19 protein-coding genes are annotated in these 13338 nt (G+C 71.7%); 7 read left to right on the top strand and 12 right to left on the bottom strand.

The genetic code is table 11. The features are described 5' to 3' along the window. The 6 genes from LUM46_RS22285 to LUM46_RS22260 form a co-directional block, all read right to left on the bottom strand. Positions 1 to 386 (bottom strand): manganese catalase family protein (locus tag LUM46_RS22285; protein ID WP_274997140.1); only part of this gene is annotated, 386 nt, incomplete at its 3' end. 181 nt (positions 387 to 567) lie between these two features. Next, complete coding sequence (locus LUM46_RS22280; protein WP_274997138.1) at positions 568 to 759, bottom strand: helix-turn-helix transcriptional regulator; 192 nt, start codon at positions 757 to 759, stop codon at positions 568 to 570. Continuing rightward, positions 756 to 899: a hypothetical protein gene (locus tag LUM46_RS22275; protein WP_274997135.1), complete on the bottom strand. Its 144-nt coding sequence runs from the start codon at positions 897 to 899 to the stop codon at positions 756 to 758. Before LUM46_RS22275 ends, LUM46_RS22280 begins: the two co-directional genes overlap by 4 nt. A 177-nt stretch (positions 900 to 1076) precedes the next feature. Next, positions 1077 to 1784: a haloacid dehalogenase type II gene (locus tag LUM46_RS22270; protein ID WP_274997132.1), complete on the bottom strand. Its 708-nt coding sequence runs from the start codon at positions 1782 to 1784 to the stop codon at positions 1077 to 1079. A 32-nt stretch (positions 1785 to 1816) separates the two neighbouring features. Next, positions 1817 to 2134, bottom strand: coding sequence for a hypothetical protein (locus tag LUM46_RS22265; protein WP_274997130.1), 318 nt, complete (start codon positions 2132 to 2134; stop codon positions 1817 to 1819). Between the two features lie 29 nt (positions 2135 to 2163). Continuing rightward, a complete protein-coding gene (locus tag LUM46_RS22260; protein WP_274997128.1) occupies positions 2164 to 2826 on the bottom strand; it encodes a DJ-1/PfpI family protein in 663 nt (220 codons plus the stop codon). A 167-nt stretch (positions 2827 to 2993) separates the two neighbouring features. On the opposite strand from LUM46_RS22260, the gene LUM46_RS22255 reads away from it, so the two are divergent. Continuing rightward, on the top strand, positions 2994 to 3944 hold the full coding sequence (locus LUM46_RS22255) for a GlxA family transcriptional regulator (RefSeq protein WP_274997126.1): 951 nt from the start codon (positions 2994 to 2996) through the stop codon (positions 3942 to 3944). Positions 3945 to 3948: 4 nt separating this feature from the next. Here the strand turns inward: LUM46_RS22255 and LUM46_RS22250 are convergent, their stop codons facing one another. From LUM46_RS22250 to LUM46_RS22235, 4 genes are all read right to left on the bottom strand, one after another. After that, positions 3949 to 4524: a TetR/AcrR family transcriptional regulator gene (locus LUM46_RS22250; RefSeq protein WP_274997123.1), complete on the bottom strand. Its 576-nt coding sequence runs from the start codon at positions 4522 to 4524 to the stop codon at positions 3949 to 3951. Then, positions 4521 to 5234 carry a DsbA family oxidoreductase gene (locus LUM46_RS22245; RefSeq protein WP_274997121.1) on the bottom strand — a complete coding sequence of 238 codons (714 nt, stop codon included), beginning with the start codon at positions 5232 to 5234 and terminating at the stop codon, positions 4521 to 4523. Before LUM46_RS22245 ends, LUM46_RS22250 begins: the two co-directional genes overlap by 4 nt. After that, positions 5234 to 5398, bottom strand: a complete 165-nt coding sequence (locus LUM46_RS22240) for a hypothetical protein (protein ID WP_274997118.1) — start codon at positions 5396 to 5398, stop codon at positions 5234 to 5236. Before LUM46_RS22240 ends, LUM46_RS22245 begins: the two co-directional genes overlap by 1 nt. 66 nt (positions 5399 to 5464) lie before the next feature. Beyond that, positions 5465 to 5875, bottom strand: coding sequence for a RidA family protein (locus tag LUM46_RS22235; RefSeq protein ID WP_274997116.1), 411 nt, complete (start codon positions 5873 to 5875; stop codon positions 5465 to 5467). A gap of 81 nt (positions 5876 to 5956) precedes the next feature. Between LUM46_RS22235 and LUM46_RS22230 the strand changes: the two genes are divergently transcribed. Then, positions 5957 to 6328: a winged helix-turn-helix transcriptional regulator gene (locus LUM46_RS22230; RefSeq protein WP_274997113.1), complete on the top strand. Its 372-nt coding sequence runs from the start codon at positions 5957 to 5959 to the stop codon at positions 6326 to 6328. A 23-nt stretch (positions 6329 to 6351) separates the two neighbouring features. Here LUM46_RS22230 and LUM46_RS22225 read toward each other — a convergent pair whose 3' ends face one another. Then, the gene (locus tag LUM46_RS22225; protein WP_274997110.1) at positions 6352 to 7242 is read right to left on the bottom strand and encodes a LysR family transcriptional regulator; all 891 of its coding nucleotides are present in this window, start codon (positions 7240 to 7242) and stop codon (positions 6352 to 6354) included. Between the two features lie 86 nt (positions 7243 to 7328). Here LUM46_RS22225 and LUM46_RS22220 point away from each other — a divergent pair, with 86 nt between their 5' ends. Beyond that, complete coding sequence (locus LUM46_RS22220) at positions 7329 to 8555, top strand: TDT family transporter (RefSeq protein ID WP_274997108.1); 1227 nt, start codon at positions 7329 to 7331, stop codon at positions 8553 to 8555. Here LUM46_RS22220 and LUM46_RS22215 read toward each other — a convergent pair. Continuing rightward, the gene (locus tag LUM46_RS22215) at positions 8443 to 9528 is read right to left on the bottom strand and encodes a phosphotransferase family protein (protein ID WP_274997107.1); all 1086 of its coding nucleotides are present in this window, start codon (positions 9526 to 9528) and stop codon (positions 8443 to 8445) included. The two genes, LUM46_RS22220 and LUM46_RS22215, sit on opposite strands and share 113 nt — an antisense overlap. 203 nt (positions 9529 to 9731) lie before the next feature. On the opposite strand from LUM46_RS22215, the gene LUM46_RS22210 reads away from it, so the two are divergent. The 4 genes from LUM46_RS22210 to manD all read left to right on the top strand — a co-directional run bounded on the left by LUM46_RS22210 (position 9732) and on the right by manD (position 13242). Then, entirely contained in the window at positions 9732 to 10157 is a 426-nt protein-coding gene (locus LUM46_RS22210; protein ID WP_274997105.1) for a VOC family protein, read from the top strand. A 248-nt stretch (positions 10158 to 10405) separates the two neighbouring features. After that, positions 10406 to 11053 (top strand): SDR family oxidoreductase, encoded by a 648-nt coding sequence (locus LUM46_RS22205; RefSeq protein WP_274997102.1) that lies wholly within the window; start codon positions 10406 to 10408, stop codon positions 11051 to 11053. A 68-nt stretch (positions 11054 to 11121) separates the two neighbouring features. Further along, entirely contained in the window at positions 11122 to 11988 is an 867-nt protein-coding gene (locus LUM46_RS22200) for an endo alpha-1,4 polygalactosaminidase (RefSeq protein WP_274997098.1), read from the top strand. A 39-nt stretch (positions 11989 to 12027) separates the two neighbouring features. After that, a complete protein-coding gene (gene manD / locus LUM46_RS22195) occupies positions 12028 to 13242 on the top strand; it encodes a D-mannonate dehydratase ManD (RefSeq protein ID WP_274997096.1) in 1215 nt (404 codons plus the stop codon). The last annotated feature ends 96 nt before the right edge of the window (positions 13243 to 13338 follow it).

Raw genomic sequence — 13338 nt, 5'->3', positions numbered from 1 at the left:
GTCCACGGGTTGCCGTTGGAGTCGACCGGCCGGGCGCCCGCACCGGCCACGATGGCGTGCTGCGGGTCGGTGCCACCGATGATCGCGGCGACCGTGGGGTCATCCTGCATCGCTCCCTCGGTGACACCGAGGGGTGCCTTCTCGAGCAGCTGCGCGATCATCGTCGCGAGCATCTCGACGTGGCCCATCTCCTCGGCGCCGATGCCATAGAGCAGGTCGCGGTACTTTCCTGGCATGTGCGCGTTCCACGACTGGAAGCCGTACTGCATGGCGACGGTGATCTCGCCGTACTGGCCACCGAGCACCTCCTGCAGCTTGCGGGCGTAGACGGCGTCGGGCTTCGCTGGCTTGACCGTGTGCTGCAGCTCCTGGCGGTGGAAGAACATAGCGGTACTCCCTCAAGGCGGTCCATCAGATGGAGCCACCCGCGTTCGCGAGCGGCAGATCCACTGTCTGTGTGCGGTTCGATCACTCGCACATGGGACCGGTACGGGGTCGCGCGGTGCCCGGGAGATTTTTCAGATGCCGGAATCTTGCTCGAAACGGAGCCTCGTGCGAGCCGGTCCATCAGTCCGGCGTGAAGATGTCCTCGATCGCGCAGCCGAAGGCCCGGGCGATGAGAAAGGCGAGGGGGAGGGACGGGTCGAACCGTCCCCGCTCGATCGAGATCACCGTCTGGCGTGAGACGCCGAGAGCGGTCGCCAGGTCGGCCTGGGTCCACGCCCGTTCCAGGCGGCGGGCCGCCAGGTCGTTCTTCACCGGAGCGCGCGGCGTCGGATCACGGCGTAGCGCAGGCCGGCGTCGACCACGCTGAGCCCGACCAGGGCGAGCAGGAAGGGCAGGGCGGGCACCTCGAACCCGCCGAGCATGAGCACGACGGCGCCCACGATCGTCGCCACCAGCACATCGAGGAAGGGGCGCCGGCGCCCGCCTGCTTCAGCCAGAGCGACTCGGCGCTCTCCGCGCCGCGCGCGTCGACCGTGACCGTGTGCCCGGAGACGAAGATCCGCGCCCGAGCGAGAGTGCGGGATAGGCGGTGCAGAGCGCACCGATGCCCGCCGCGATCCAGCAGCCGGCTACGTGCTCTCGATCAGGTCGAGGAGCTGCGCGTGCAGGTCCAGGAGGGTCGTCGCCTGCAGGTCGAACGTGTCGCCGGGCCCGGGCGGGTCGCCGTCGGACCGAGGCACGTACGCCGTCCGCAGCCCGGCCGCCGCCGCGGCCCGCAGGTCCCAGGCGTGCGCCGCCACCATGAACGGCGTGCCCGACCCGGTGGGGGTGCTGTTCTTCGCCAGCTCGTAGATCGCCGGGGCCGGCTTGTAGGTGCGTGCGTCCTCGCTCGACAGCACCTGGTGCCACCGCAGCCCGGCGTTGGTGCTGATCCCGGCGAGCACCCGGCGGCTCGCGTTCGACAGGCCGAGCACGGTGACGTCGGCGGCGAGCAGGTCGAGGCCGGCGACCGTGTCCGGCCACGGCTGCAGCCACTCGGACGCGTCGGCGAGCCGGCTGGCGGCGTCGGCCACGAGCAGGTCCTGGCGGACCTGCACGTCCAAGGCTTCGACATCCAGCTCGTGGCTGGGCGTGAACGCGCGCCGGCCCTCGACGATCGCGCGTTCCTGCTCGGCGACGTGCCCGAGCCAGCGGCGGGCCACCTCCGCCGCGGCTCCACGGTCGATCCCGGCCATCGCTGACACCTGCCGTTCCATGCTCCCTGTCTGGTCGACCAGGGTGCCGAGAACGTCGAAGACAACGGTCGGCCGGGCTGTGCCCTCCGTCGCGGGTTCCATGGTCTCCACCGTAACGAAGGTGGCGGCTCGGTTCAGCGCGGCCGGCGGCTGCCCGAGACCTGGCTCCGGGGGAGCCGGCCGGCGCGGGAGTGCCCGGTGAGCGTGTCCCCTGCGGCGACGACGTCGAAGTCGAGGTTGAGGCGCATCGGCCTGGTGACCCGCTGCGACCAGGTGACGTGGTCACCCTCGGCGGTGGGCTCGACGGCGACCGAGTCCAGCGTGACGGTCTCGCCGTCGGCCTCGGCGGTCCCGGCGAGGGCGCCGCCCTCCTCGATGAAGGTGTAGCGGGCGTCGATGGTGCCGAGCGGCGTCCTGAGCCGTACGTCCCAGGTCCCGGTGATGGTGTGCATGCTGCGCTCCGTGTCCATGGATCGGGTTCTCAGACGGCCTGCGGTACGCGTCCGGTGTCGGACCAGACCGTTCCGCGGCGCTCGTACTCGAAGAGTGTCTCGACGGAGCGTGCGATCTTCGGGCCGTACTCGCGTTCCAGCAGGTAGATCCCTAGATCGAGCCCGGAGGTGACGCCGCCGGAGGTGACCAGGTCGCCGTCGTCCACGACGCGCGCCTGGACGGCGTGCGCGCCGGTGGCGTCCAGGACGTCCATGCCGAGCACGTGCGTGACGGCGTTGCGGCCCTCGAGCAGTCCCGCCATCGCCAGGGCGAGCGATCCGCCGCACACGGTCGCGACGGTGACCTTCGCGTTCTCCATGGCGCGCTGGACGAGCGGGACGGCGGCTGACCGCGCGAAGCGTGCCAGCAGCACCGGGATGGTGTCGACGCCGTCGTCGGGATCGCCGTCGACGGGGCCGCTGGCGCCCGGGACGATGACGTAGCCAGGACGCTCCGGGTCGAGCGTTCCTGTCGCGGGCAGGGTGATCCCGGTGGTGCCCGAGCGGACCGGTCGTGGTCCCTCCGCGGTGACGAGCTCGACCGTCAGGTCGCCGCCGATCGCGGTGCTCCCCGCGGCGAGAACCTCGAAGACGGTGACTGCGTCCAACGGGTCGAAACCGTCGAACAGGACTACCTGGGCGGACAGGGGCATGAGCGCTCCTCGGGGGACGGGCGGGTGTGGCACCGGGCTGCTGCGCTCCCATGCTCGGCTGCTGTCGGCCCGCCGAACCAGGGGCCTGCCTGCCAGAAGCCGCCTGGATCTGGCCACCCGCGCCTGGATGGCACTCATGCGGCCCGCACGCTGGTTACCGTGGGCCTGTGCACACCGTCGTGGTCGTCGCCCTGCCCGACACGATCATCTTCGATCTGGCCACGCCGATCGAGACCTTCGGCCGTGCCCGGCTGCCCGACGGTCGCCCCGCCTACCGCGTGCTCGTGTGCGGCACCGAGCCGGTCGTCCGGGCGGGCCCGCTGCGGCTCGGCGTCGACGTCGGCCTGGAGGCGCTGGAGCGGGCGGACACCGTGGTGGTCCCCGGCCGGATCCATCCCGAGCAGGAGACCCCGGCGCCCGCGATCGCCGCGCTCCGGGCCGCGGCCGCTGACGGCACGCGCATCGCCTCGATCTGCGTCGGCGCCTTCACGCTCGCCGAAGCCGGTCTGCTCGACGGACTGCGTGCGACGACGCACTGGCTCGCCGCGGACGCCCTGGCGAAGCGGTACCCGTCGATCGACGTGGACCCGGAGACCCTGTACATCGACAACGGCCAGATCCTCACCTCGGCCGGCGCCGCGGCCGGGCTCGACCTGTGCCTGCACCTCGTGCGCCGCGACCACGGCGTCGCCGTCGCCGCCGACACCTCACGGCTCTCCGTCGCGCCGCTCCACCGCGACGGCGGCCAGGCGCAGTTCATCCTCCGCAACCCGCCCACGTTCCAGAGCGCGACGCTCGAACCGGTGCTCCTGTGGATCGAGGAGAACGCCCACCATGACCTCGCGCTCGCGGACATCGCCGACGCGGCGCACACGAGCGTGCGCACGCTCAACCGCCGGTTCCACCAGGAGACCGGCCAGAGCCCGATGCAGTGGCTCGGCGGCGTGCGCATCCGGCACGCGCAGGAGCTGCTGGAGACCACCGACTACGGCGTCGAGCGCATCGCCCGACAGGTCGGGTTCCCGAGCCCGAGCAACTTCCGCGCCCTCTTCCGCCGGGCCACCGGGGTGACCCCGCACGCCTACCGGACCACCTTCCGGGGCCGGCCCGGAGCGTGACCGGCTACGAGTCGCTGCGCAGCCCGCGGAGGGTGTACTCGCAGCGTCGGGCGTAGCCGTCACGCGGCTGCTCGGTGCACGCACGGGCGATGATGCCGCGCTCCCAGACGAGGAGGTAGATGTCCTCGGCGGTGAGGTCGTCGCGGATCTTGCCGGTGGCCTGAGCCTCGGCGAGGAAGCCGCCGGCCACCGCGCTGGCGTGCTCGCACAGTGCGACCAGCGGGTCCGAGCCCGGCATCGCGCGCAGCAGGACGTCGTTCGCCGCGGGCTCGTCGTACTGGAGCAGCCAGATGCGCCGGAGGTAGCTCTCGAACCGTTCGACCGGGTCCTCGATGTCGCGGACCGCGGTGATGATGCCGGTGATGCGCTCGGCGACGAGCTCCTCGACCACCGCGTCGATCAGGCCCTGCCTGCCCCCGAAGCGGTGGTAGATGGTGCCCTTGCTGACGCCCGCGGCCCGCGCCACCTCGTCGAGCGGGCTGTTCAGCCCGTGCGTGCGGAACACGTCGAGGGCGGCCGTGCGGATGCTCTCGACGTTGCGCCGTGCGTCGGCGCGCAGCCGCGGGGCCTGGGACGTCAACGACCCGCCCCGGTGGGAGCGGCGTCGGCCGCCCCGACCGTCTCGTTCCAGCTCGTGTCCAGGGCCTGCAGGAACGCCTCGACGGGCTGTGCCCCCGAGACCGCGTACTTGCCGGCGAACACGAAGAACGGGACACCCTGGATGCCGTACTGGCGGGCCTGCTGGATGTCCTCCTCGACGGCGTCCGCGAACTCCCCGCTCGCCAGAGCGGCGAGGGCGGCGTCCCGGTCCAGGCCGACGTCGGCGGCCAGGTCGGCCAGGACCTGGTGGTCGGCGACGTTTCGGCCGTCCGTGAAGTACGCCTTGAAGAGCTCCTGGACCATCTCGTGCTGCTTGCCCCGGGTGGCCGCGAAGTGGCTGAGCTGGTGCGCCGTGCGCGTGCCGACGGCCTGGGCCTGGTCCATGCGGTAGTCCAGCCCGATCTGCCGGGCGCGCTCCGTGACCTGGTCGTTCATCGCCTGCGCCTGCTCGGGCGGCAGGCCGTGCTTGGTCGACAACAGCTCGGTCGGGCTGACCGGGGCGTCGTCGTCGGACAGCTGCGGCATCAGGAGAAAGCTGTGGTACCGCACGTCGACACCCGAGGCGTGCGGAAACTTCTCCAGGGCCTGGGCCAGGAGCGTGTCGCCCATGTAGCAGAACGGGCACATCACGTCGCTCCACACGTCGACCACGAGCCGGTCCGCGGCCTGGCCGAATGCCTCGCCGGGCATCAGGAGCACACCCCGTCCAGGTCGCAGACGCCGAACGACTCGCCGGCGGGCAGGAGCTCGAACGGCGAGGTGGTGGCCGGAGCGCCGTCGACGGCCTCGGGGGTCTTCTCCGCGGGGGAGCCGACCGCCGAGGCCGGGTCAGCGATCGCGTTACTTGACGTCATGGTCAAGAACCCTAGCCATCACTTGAACCCATGGTCAAGATCGCTGACCGCCGACGAGCCGTGCGATCAGTCCAGGACGGCGAAGGCCTCGACCTCGACGAGCACGTCCGGCTCGAACAGGTAGTCGACACCGATGAGCGAGACGGGCGGCAGCGGCTTCGGGATGCCGAGCTCGTCGGTCACGCCCTCGAGGCCGGCCATGAAGTCGTCCATCTTCTCGGGGCTCCAGTGCGTGACGAAGAACCGGAGGCGCACGACGTCGGCAAAGGTCGCGCCGGCACCGGCGAGGCCGCGGGCGGTGTTGCGCAGGGCCTGCGCCACCTGCCCGGTGAGGTCGTCCGGCGCGATGTGGTTCGCCTCGGCGTCGCGCGCGATCTGGCCGGCCACGTGTACCTGACGGCTGCCGGTGCCGATCGAGACGTGGTGGTACGGGACGGGCTGGAACATGCCCTCGGGGGTGAGCAGCTGCACGGTCATGGAAGGTCCCTTCGCTGATGGATTAGCAGGTATCGCATGTCTACTTGGTGTACGAAGGGAACTTCAACGAGACTAGGTTTCATGCCGGATACCACCGAACCCGCCGACCGCATACAGATCTCCACACACCACCGGGAGCTGCTCGACCAGGTGCTCGACAAATGGTCCCTGCAGGTGCTCGACGAGCTGTGTGAGCGGCCGTTGCGGTTCAACGAGCTGCGGCGGGCGATCCCCGTGGTGACCCAGAAGTCGCTGACGGCGACGCTGCGCCGTCTCGAACGCAACGGGATGGTCGACCGGGTCGTCGTGAGCTCGCGCCCGATCGCCGTCGAGTACCGCATCTCGCCGCTGGGCAGGTCCATCCAGGACCTCATCGACGCGCTGTTCCACTGGAGCGCCGAGAACATGCCCGACGTCGAGCGGGCGCGGGCGCGGTTCGACGCCGAGGAGTGAGAGCGCGCGGGGGCGCCGTCGGCTCAGCCGTTCCGTGCCGCGATGGACAGCAGGGTCTCCAGCGGCGGGAGCGGTGACGTGCCCGGGGAGCGGATGGCGCGCAGCTCGCGCACGAAGCGCAGCCCCGTGACCGGGACGCGGACCAGGCGCCCCGCGGTGAGGTCGTCCCGGACGGCCAGGATGCTGAGCACCGCGGGCGCCGCACCGGACGCGACGGCGGTCCGGACCGCCGCGGTGGTCGGGAGCTCGGCCAGCGGGGCCGCGATCTCGTGCCCGGCGTCGATGAGGATCTGCTCCGCGCTGAGCCTGGTGCCCGAGCCCTTCTCCCGCGTCACGAGCGGGGTGCGCGCGAGCTCGGCCGCACTCACGCCGCGGCGTCGGGCCCAGGCGTGCTGCGGTGCGACGACGGCGACCAGCTCGTCCTTCGCCACGGTGGTGGTGAGCAGGCCCGGGATCTCCGTGGGCGTCTCGACGAAGCCGAGCTGGTGGCTGCGGTCGGTGACCAGCTCGATGGCGTGCGCGCTGTTCGTCGCGGTCACCGAGATGGCGTGCGCGGCGCTGTCCCGCGCGCGCAGCGTCATGAGCCAGCGGGGGAGCAGGTACTCCGCGACCGTGAGGCTCGCGGCGATGGCCAAGGGTTTGGCGTGGCCCGCCGTGCGCAGTGCGGCGACACCCGCGTCGAACCGGTCGGCCGCTTCCACGGTCTCGGCCGCCCACTGTGCCGCCATGGTGCCGTCGAGGGTGAGCGTGCTGCCGCGTGGGCCGCGGACCAGGAGCGCCACCCCGAGCCGGCGTTCGAGCCGGCGCATCCGGGTCGACGCGGCCTGCTGGGTGATGCCCAGCGTCCTGCTGGCGGCGGTGATCGACCCCGCCTCCGCGATCGCCGAGAGCAGCCGGAGCGACGGCAGGTCCACACCGCTCCCAGCTACAACGTCAGGTTGTGGTTCCACAATGAAACTGAGGATACCGGCCAGGTCGATCGGTCGGGAGACTGAGGCGCATGGCCCGCTTCAGCATCGCCACCGTCACACCGAACTGGTTCGCCTCCGTGATGGGCACCGGGATCGTCGCCAACGCCGCCGTGACGCTGCCGGTCCAGCTCCCGGGCCAGCGCCAGGCCGCCGTCGTCGTCTGGCTGCTCGCCTCCGCGATGCTCGTCTTCTTCCTGACCGCCACCGTGCTGCACTGGGCGCGGCACCCCGCTGCGGCGCGCGCGCACCACGCGGACCCGGTGATGGCGCACTTCTACGGTGCTCCGCCGATGGCGGTGCTCACCGTGGGCGCGGGCACGCTCCTGGTCGGCCGTGACGTGGTGGGCCTGCAGGCCGCCGTCGCCGTCCACGCGGTGCTGTGGTCGCTCGGGACCGTCGCCGGCCTGGTCAGCGCCGTGGCCGTGCCCTACCTCGCCTTCACCCGGCACGAGAACCCGGCGGACGCCGCGTTCGCCGGATGGCTCATGCCGGTGGTGGCGCCCATGGTGTCGGCGGCGACGGGTGCGCTCCTGCTGCCGCACATCGCGCCGGGGGAGGCCCGCGAGACGATGCTCCTGGCGTGCTACGCGCTGTTCGGGCTCAGCCTGATCGCGTCGCTCGTGATCCTTCCCCAGCTGTGGAGCCGGCTGATGCACCACCAGGTGGGCGCGAGCCGGATGGTCCCCACCCTGTGGATAGCGCTGGGCCCGCTCGGCCAGTCGGTCACCGCGGCCAGCCTGCTGGCGGCCAACGCGGGTGGCACGTTCGGAGCAGTCTTCGAGCGCGGGCTCGTGTACTTCGCCGTCGTCTTCGGGGTGGCGGTGCTCGGCTTCGCGCTGATGTGGGCGGCGATCGCCGCTGCGGTCACCGTGCGTGCCGCCGTGCACGGGCTGCCGTTCTCGCTGACCTGGTGGTCGTTCACCTTCCCGGTCGGCACCTGCGTGACGGCGACCGCCGGGCTCGCCGCGCACACCGGGCTGACGGCGTTCGTGGTGCTGTCCGTGCTGCTCTTCGCCGGGCTCGTGGTGGCGTGGGCGACCGTCGCCGTCCGGACCGCACGGGACGGCTTCGGGTGGCGGCGGCCCGTGGCGGTGCCGGGCGCGGAGCCGGTACTGCTGGCGGTGGGACCTGCGGCGACGCCGATCAGCGGACTGCGGCGACCGCTCCGGCGGCGGACGCCCAGGACAGGGCGCGCAGGCATCCTGACCGGAGGTCGTCGAGGTGTGCTGCGAGCTTCGCCGGGGCGTCGCGGTTGAGGCCCTGGCGCACCAGGGTCAGGCCAGGGCCCAGTCGCAGGTGCAGACCCCACGTGAGGTGGGCGGTGGCCGCGCCCAGTGCCGCGGCAGGGCGGAGGTCGATGCCCGCCAGCTCGCTGACGGCCCTGCCGTACGCCTCGAGGACGGCAGGCTCGTCCAGCTCGCCGTGGCCACCGAAGGCACGGTAGAGCGAGACGAACGTGCCCAGGTCGAAGCCGACGGGGCCCACACCGACGTGCTCCCAGTCGATGAGGGCGAGGGCGCCGCGCCGGTCCACGCCCGCGTTGCGGGGCGTGAGGTCACCGTGCACGAGCGTGGTGGGCAGCCGCGCGGCACGCGCGCACAGCTCGTCGGACGCGTCGAGGCAGGCATGCAGGTCGCGGACCTGCTCGGCGGTGAACAGGGCCCGGAGCCGCGGGTCGCCGGCCAGCGCGTCGAGGTTGTCGTGGCCCGTCGGGATGTGGTGGGTGTAGGCGGCGTAGCCCTCCAGCTCCAGCCACGGGGCGTCGAGCAGCCCGGGGCGCAGGACGCCGGGGACGTACAGCAGCGCGGCGCGCCGGGCGGCCGTCATGGCGGACTCGGGGGTCCAGCTCTGCTGCAGGACGGCGCCGATGTCCCGCATGACGACCCAGGTGAAGCCATGGTGGCTGAACACCGTCGCGGCCGGCGGCGTCGTCAGCCCGCTGGGGAGCAGGTCGGAGATCCCGCTGCCGTAGAAGTGCGCCTCGCGACGGTCCAGCAGGCTGTCGCGCGAGTCGAGCAGGGTCTGCCGGCCCCAGCCCAGGATCTTGACGATCCACACGGACGGGCAGGCGTTCGGCGGCGCGATGCTCGCCCGCAGCACCGCGGCCTGTCCCAGCCCGGTGGACTGGTCCAGCACGGAGAGCACGCGCGCGCCGGCGCCCCAGGGTCCCTCGTGGGAGGCGAGCGCGGCCTCGACCGTGTCGGCGTCAGGCAGGACACGCTCGGTCATCGGTTTCCTCACGGCGACAGTGCTGTGGAGTCTCGGACGATCCACATCCGACCATGGCCGCGCGAAAAATGTGCATTTCATTCTTGATGCGCGGCCGGATCTGGTGGCCTGTGTCGAGAATCCCGCGGCGGCTCCGTCCCCGGTTCAGAAGCGGCCGCACGGGCCGCACGACGGAGAGAGCGAGCAGCACCATGATCACGCGGATGGAAAACGTAGGCATCGTCGTCGAGGACCTGCCGGGCGCCATCGAGTTCTTCACCGAGCTCGGGCTCGAGCTGGAGGGCCAGGCCACCGTCGACCAGGACTGGGCCGCCCGGGTCTGCGGGTTCGACGAGCTCCGGTGCGACATCGCGATGCTGCGGACCCCGGACGGCGACGGCCACGTCGAGCTGATGAGCTATCACACGCCGACGGCGATCCGCACCGGACCCGCGAACGCACCGGCGAACACGCTGGGCCTGCACCGCGTCCTCTTCGCCGTCGAGGACATCGAAGGCGTCGTCGCCGGTCTGCGGTCCCGCGGCGTGGAGCTTCTCGGCGAGCTGACCTCCATCGAGGGCGCCTACCTCTTCTGCTATGTCCGCGGCCCCGAGGGAATCATCGTGGCGTTCGCGGAGAAGCTCGGCTGACGGCCGCCGTGGGGACGTCCAGCCACTTCGAGGTCTAAGTTTCTCCGCTCTGAACCGATTCAGAGCGGAGAAACTTAGACCTCGAAAAGGCCCTGCTCGCCGCAACGGTCGGGAAGCGACGAACGCGGCGGCGGTGCCGGGACGTTTCGACGTGGTCGGGACGTTCTGTGGTCGGGCCGCCTCGCGCGGGTGCGCCGGCGCCTGCCACCCGGCATAGCCTGGAACGGAACCTCTCGGAAGGAAGCACCATGTCCCGTGTTCTGATCATCGGCGGTCACGGCAAGATCGCGCTCCGGCTCGCCCCTCTGCTCGTGGAGCGGGGCGACGTCGTCACGAGCGTGATCCGCAACCCCGACCACCAGGACGAGGTCGCGGCCACGGGGGCGGTCCCGCTGGTCGCCGACGTCGAGCACCTCGACACCGACGGGCTGGCAGCCCTCCTGGACGGTCAGGACGCGGTGGTCTGGTCGGCAGGCGCGGGCGGCGGAGACCCGGAGCGCACCTATGCCGTCGACCGCGACGCCGCCATCCGCTCGATGGACGCCGCGAAGGCGGCGGGCGTGTCGCGCTACGTCATGGTGTCGTACCTGGGTGCCGGGCCTGACCACGGGGTGCCGGAGGACAGCTCGTTCTTCGCCTACGCCGAGGCGAAGTCCGCGGCCGACGAGCACCTGCGTGCCTCGGAGCTCGAACACACGATCCTCCAGCCCGGTCCGCTCACGCTGGACGAGCCCACCGGGCTGATCGAGGTGGCCGACCCGGGTGATGGCCGGGTATCCCGTGCCGACGTCGCAGCGGTCGCCGCGGCGGTCCTGGCGGACAGCGGCACCGTGGGGCGCACCATCGCCTTCGGCAACGGCCGGACGCCGATCACCGAGGCGATCGCCGGCGCCTGACCGGGTCACCTGCCTCGGCTCGGCCCCGCCGGGGACCGCGGCGGCTGCGACCCACCTACGATCGGCAGATGCCTCAGCTCCTCGTCGCCGCGCTCGTCGCCCTCACGCTCACGGCCTGCCAGGGCACTCCGGACGCCGGGCGGCCGGCGGGGCACGAGGGCGACCAGGATGCCGCCTCCCTGACCGTCGTCGATGTAGCCCTCCCGCCCACGACCGGCCAGTTCGACTACCAGCTCGGCGCCGCCTACGAGCTCGACGGCGGGCTCGACGTCGTGGTGCGGGACGCGACAGCCGAGCCCGCCGCGGGCGCCTACGACGTCTGCTACGTCAACGGGTTCCAGACCCAGCCCGGCGAAGCCGATCTCTGGCTCGACGGCAACGAGGACCTGCTGCTGCACGACGACGCGGGGGAGCTCGTCGTCGACCCGGACTGGCCGGACGAGTACGTCCTGGATCCGTCGACCGAGGCGAAGCGCGACGGGATCGTCGGCATCCTCGGCCAGGTGATCACCGGGTGCGCCGACGCGGGCTTCGACGCGGTGGAGATCGACAACCTCGACACCTGGACCCGGTTCATCGCACCGAGCACGGGCCTGATCGAGCGGGAGGACGCGCTGGCGCTCGCCGGCTCGTACATCGACCTCGCGCACGCGTCGGGTCTCGCCATCGGGCAGAAGAACGCCGCCGAGGCGACGACGGCGGCCCGCGCGCTCGGGTTCGACTTCGCAGTCACCGAGGAGTGCGCGGCCTACAGCGAGTGCGCCTCGTACACCGACGTCTACGGGGAGCACGTGCTCCAGATCGAGTACACCGACAACCTCCCCGAGGGGTTCGACGCCGTCTGCGCCGATCCGGACCGCGCCCCGTTGACGATCCTGCGCGACCGGGACCTGGTGGGTCCCGACGACGCCGCCTACGCCTACGAGCAGTGCTGAGCTGCTCACCCAGCCATCCCGCCAACAGAAAGTCTCCGCATGAAGATCGTCGACGCGCAGGTCGTCGTCACCTCGCCCGGCCGCAACTTCGTCACGCTCCAGATCACCACGGACGACGGTGTGACGGGGCTCGGCGACGCCACCCTGAACGGGCGGGAGCTCGCCGTGGTCAGCTACCTGCGCGACCACGTCGCCCCGCTGCTGATCGGCCGGGACCCGCACCGGATCGAGGACGCCTGGCAGTACCTCTACCGCGGCGCGTACTGGCGCCGCGGCCCGGTCACCATGGCGGCCATCGCCGCCGTCGACGTCGCCCTGTGGGACATCAAGGCGAAGGTCGCCGACCTGCCGCTGTACCAGCTGCTCGGCGGCGCGAGCCGGGACCGGATCATGGCCTACGGGCACGCGAGCGGCTCCAGCGTGCCCGAGATCTTCGACTCCGTGCGGGCGATGCAGGAGCGCGGCTACCGCAGCGTCCGGGTCCAGAGCGGGGTGCCGGGCCTGAAGTCGGTCTACGGGGTCCACGCGACGACGTCGGCCGACGGGTCGGCCCCGGACGTGCTCGCCCGGCCCGTGGTGGAGGACTGGGACACCGCCGCCTACCTGCGGTACATCCCGCGGGTCTTCGAGGCGGTCCGCAACGAGTTCGGCCCGGACCTGCCGCTGCTGCACGACGCGCACCACCGGCTGTCCCCGATCCAGGCCGCGCGCCTCGGCAAGGACCTCGAGCCGTACGACCTGTTCTGGCTGGAGGACTGCACGCCCGCCGAGGACCAGGACGCACTGCGCCTCGTACGGCAGCACACGACGACGCCGCTGGCCATCGGCGAGGTGTTCAACACCGTGTTCGACTACCAGACGCTCGTCGACGAACGGCTCATCGACTACGTGCGCTCCGCCGTCACCCACTTCGGCGGTGTCAGCCCCCTGAAGAAGCTGTTCGACTACGCGGGCCAGCGCGGGATCAAGAGCGCGATCCACGGCCCTGAGGACATCTCGCCGGTGGGCATGGCCGCGGCGCTGCACCTGGACCTCGCGATCCACAACTTCGGCATCCAGGAGTACTCGGGGCACACGGACCGCACCAACGAGGTCTTCCGCCACGCCTACACGTTCGAGGACGGCTACCTGTACCCGGGCGAAGCCCCGGGCATCGGCGTCGAGCTGGACGAGGAGCTCGCGGCCGCGTACCCGTACGCTCCGGGCTACCTCCCGGTCAACCGCCTCCACGACGGCTCGGTCCACGACTGGTGAGCTGTGCGTGCGGCGGATCACAGTTTCGCGGCAGATGCGCGCCCATCCGATAACGTCTCGGCACCGAACCTGCTGTGTAGAGATGAACGGGTCTGC

It is taken from the genome of Promicromonospora iranensis (assembly GCF_028994805.1).
Taxonomy (GTDB): domain Bacteria; phylum Actinomycetota; class Actinomycetes; order Actinomycetales; family Cellulomonadaceae; genus Promicromonospora; species Promicromonospora iranensis.
This window is presented reverse-complemented; position numbering and strand designations above follow the sequence as displayed.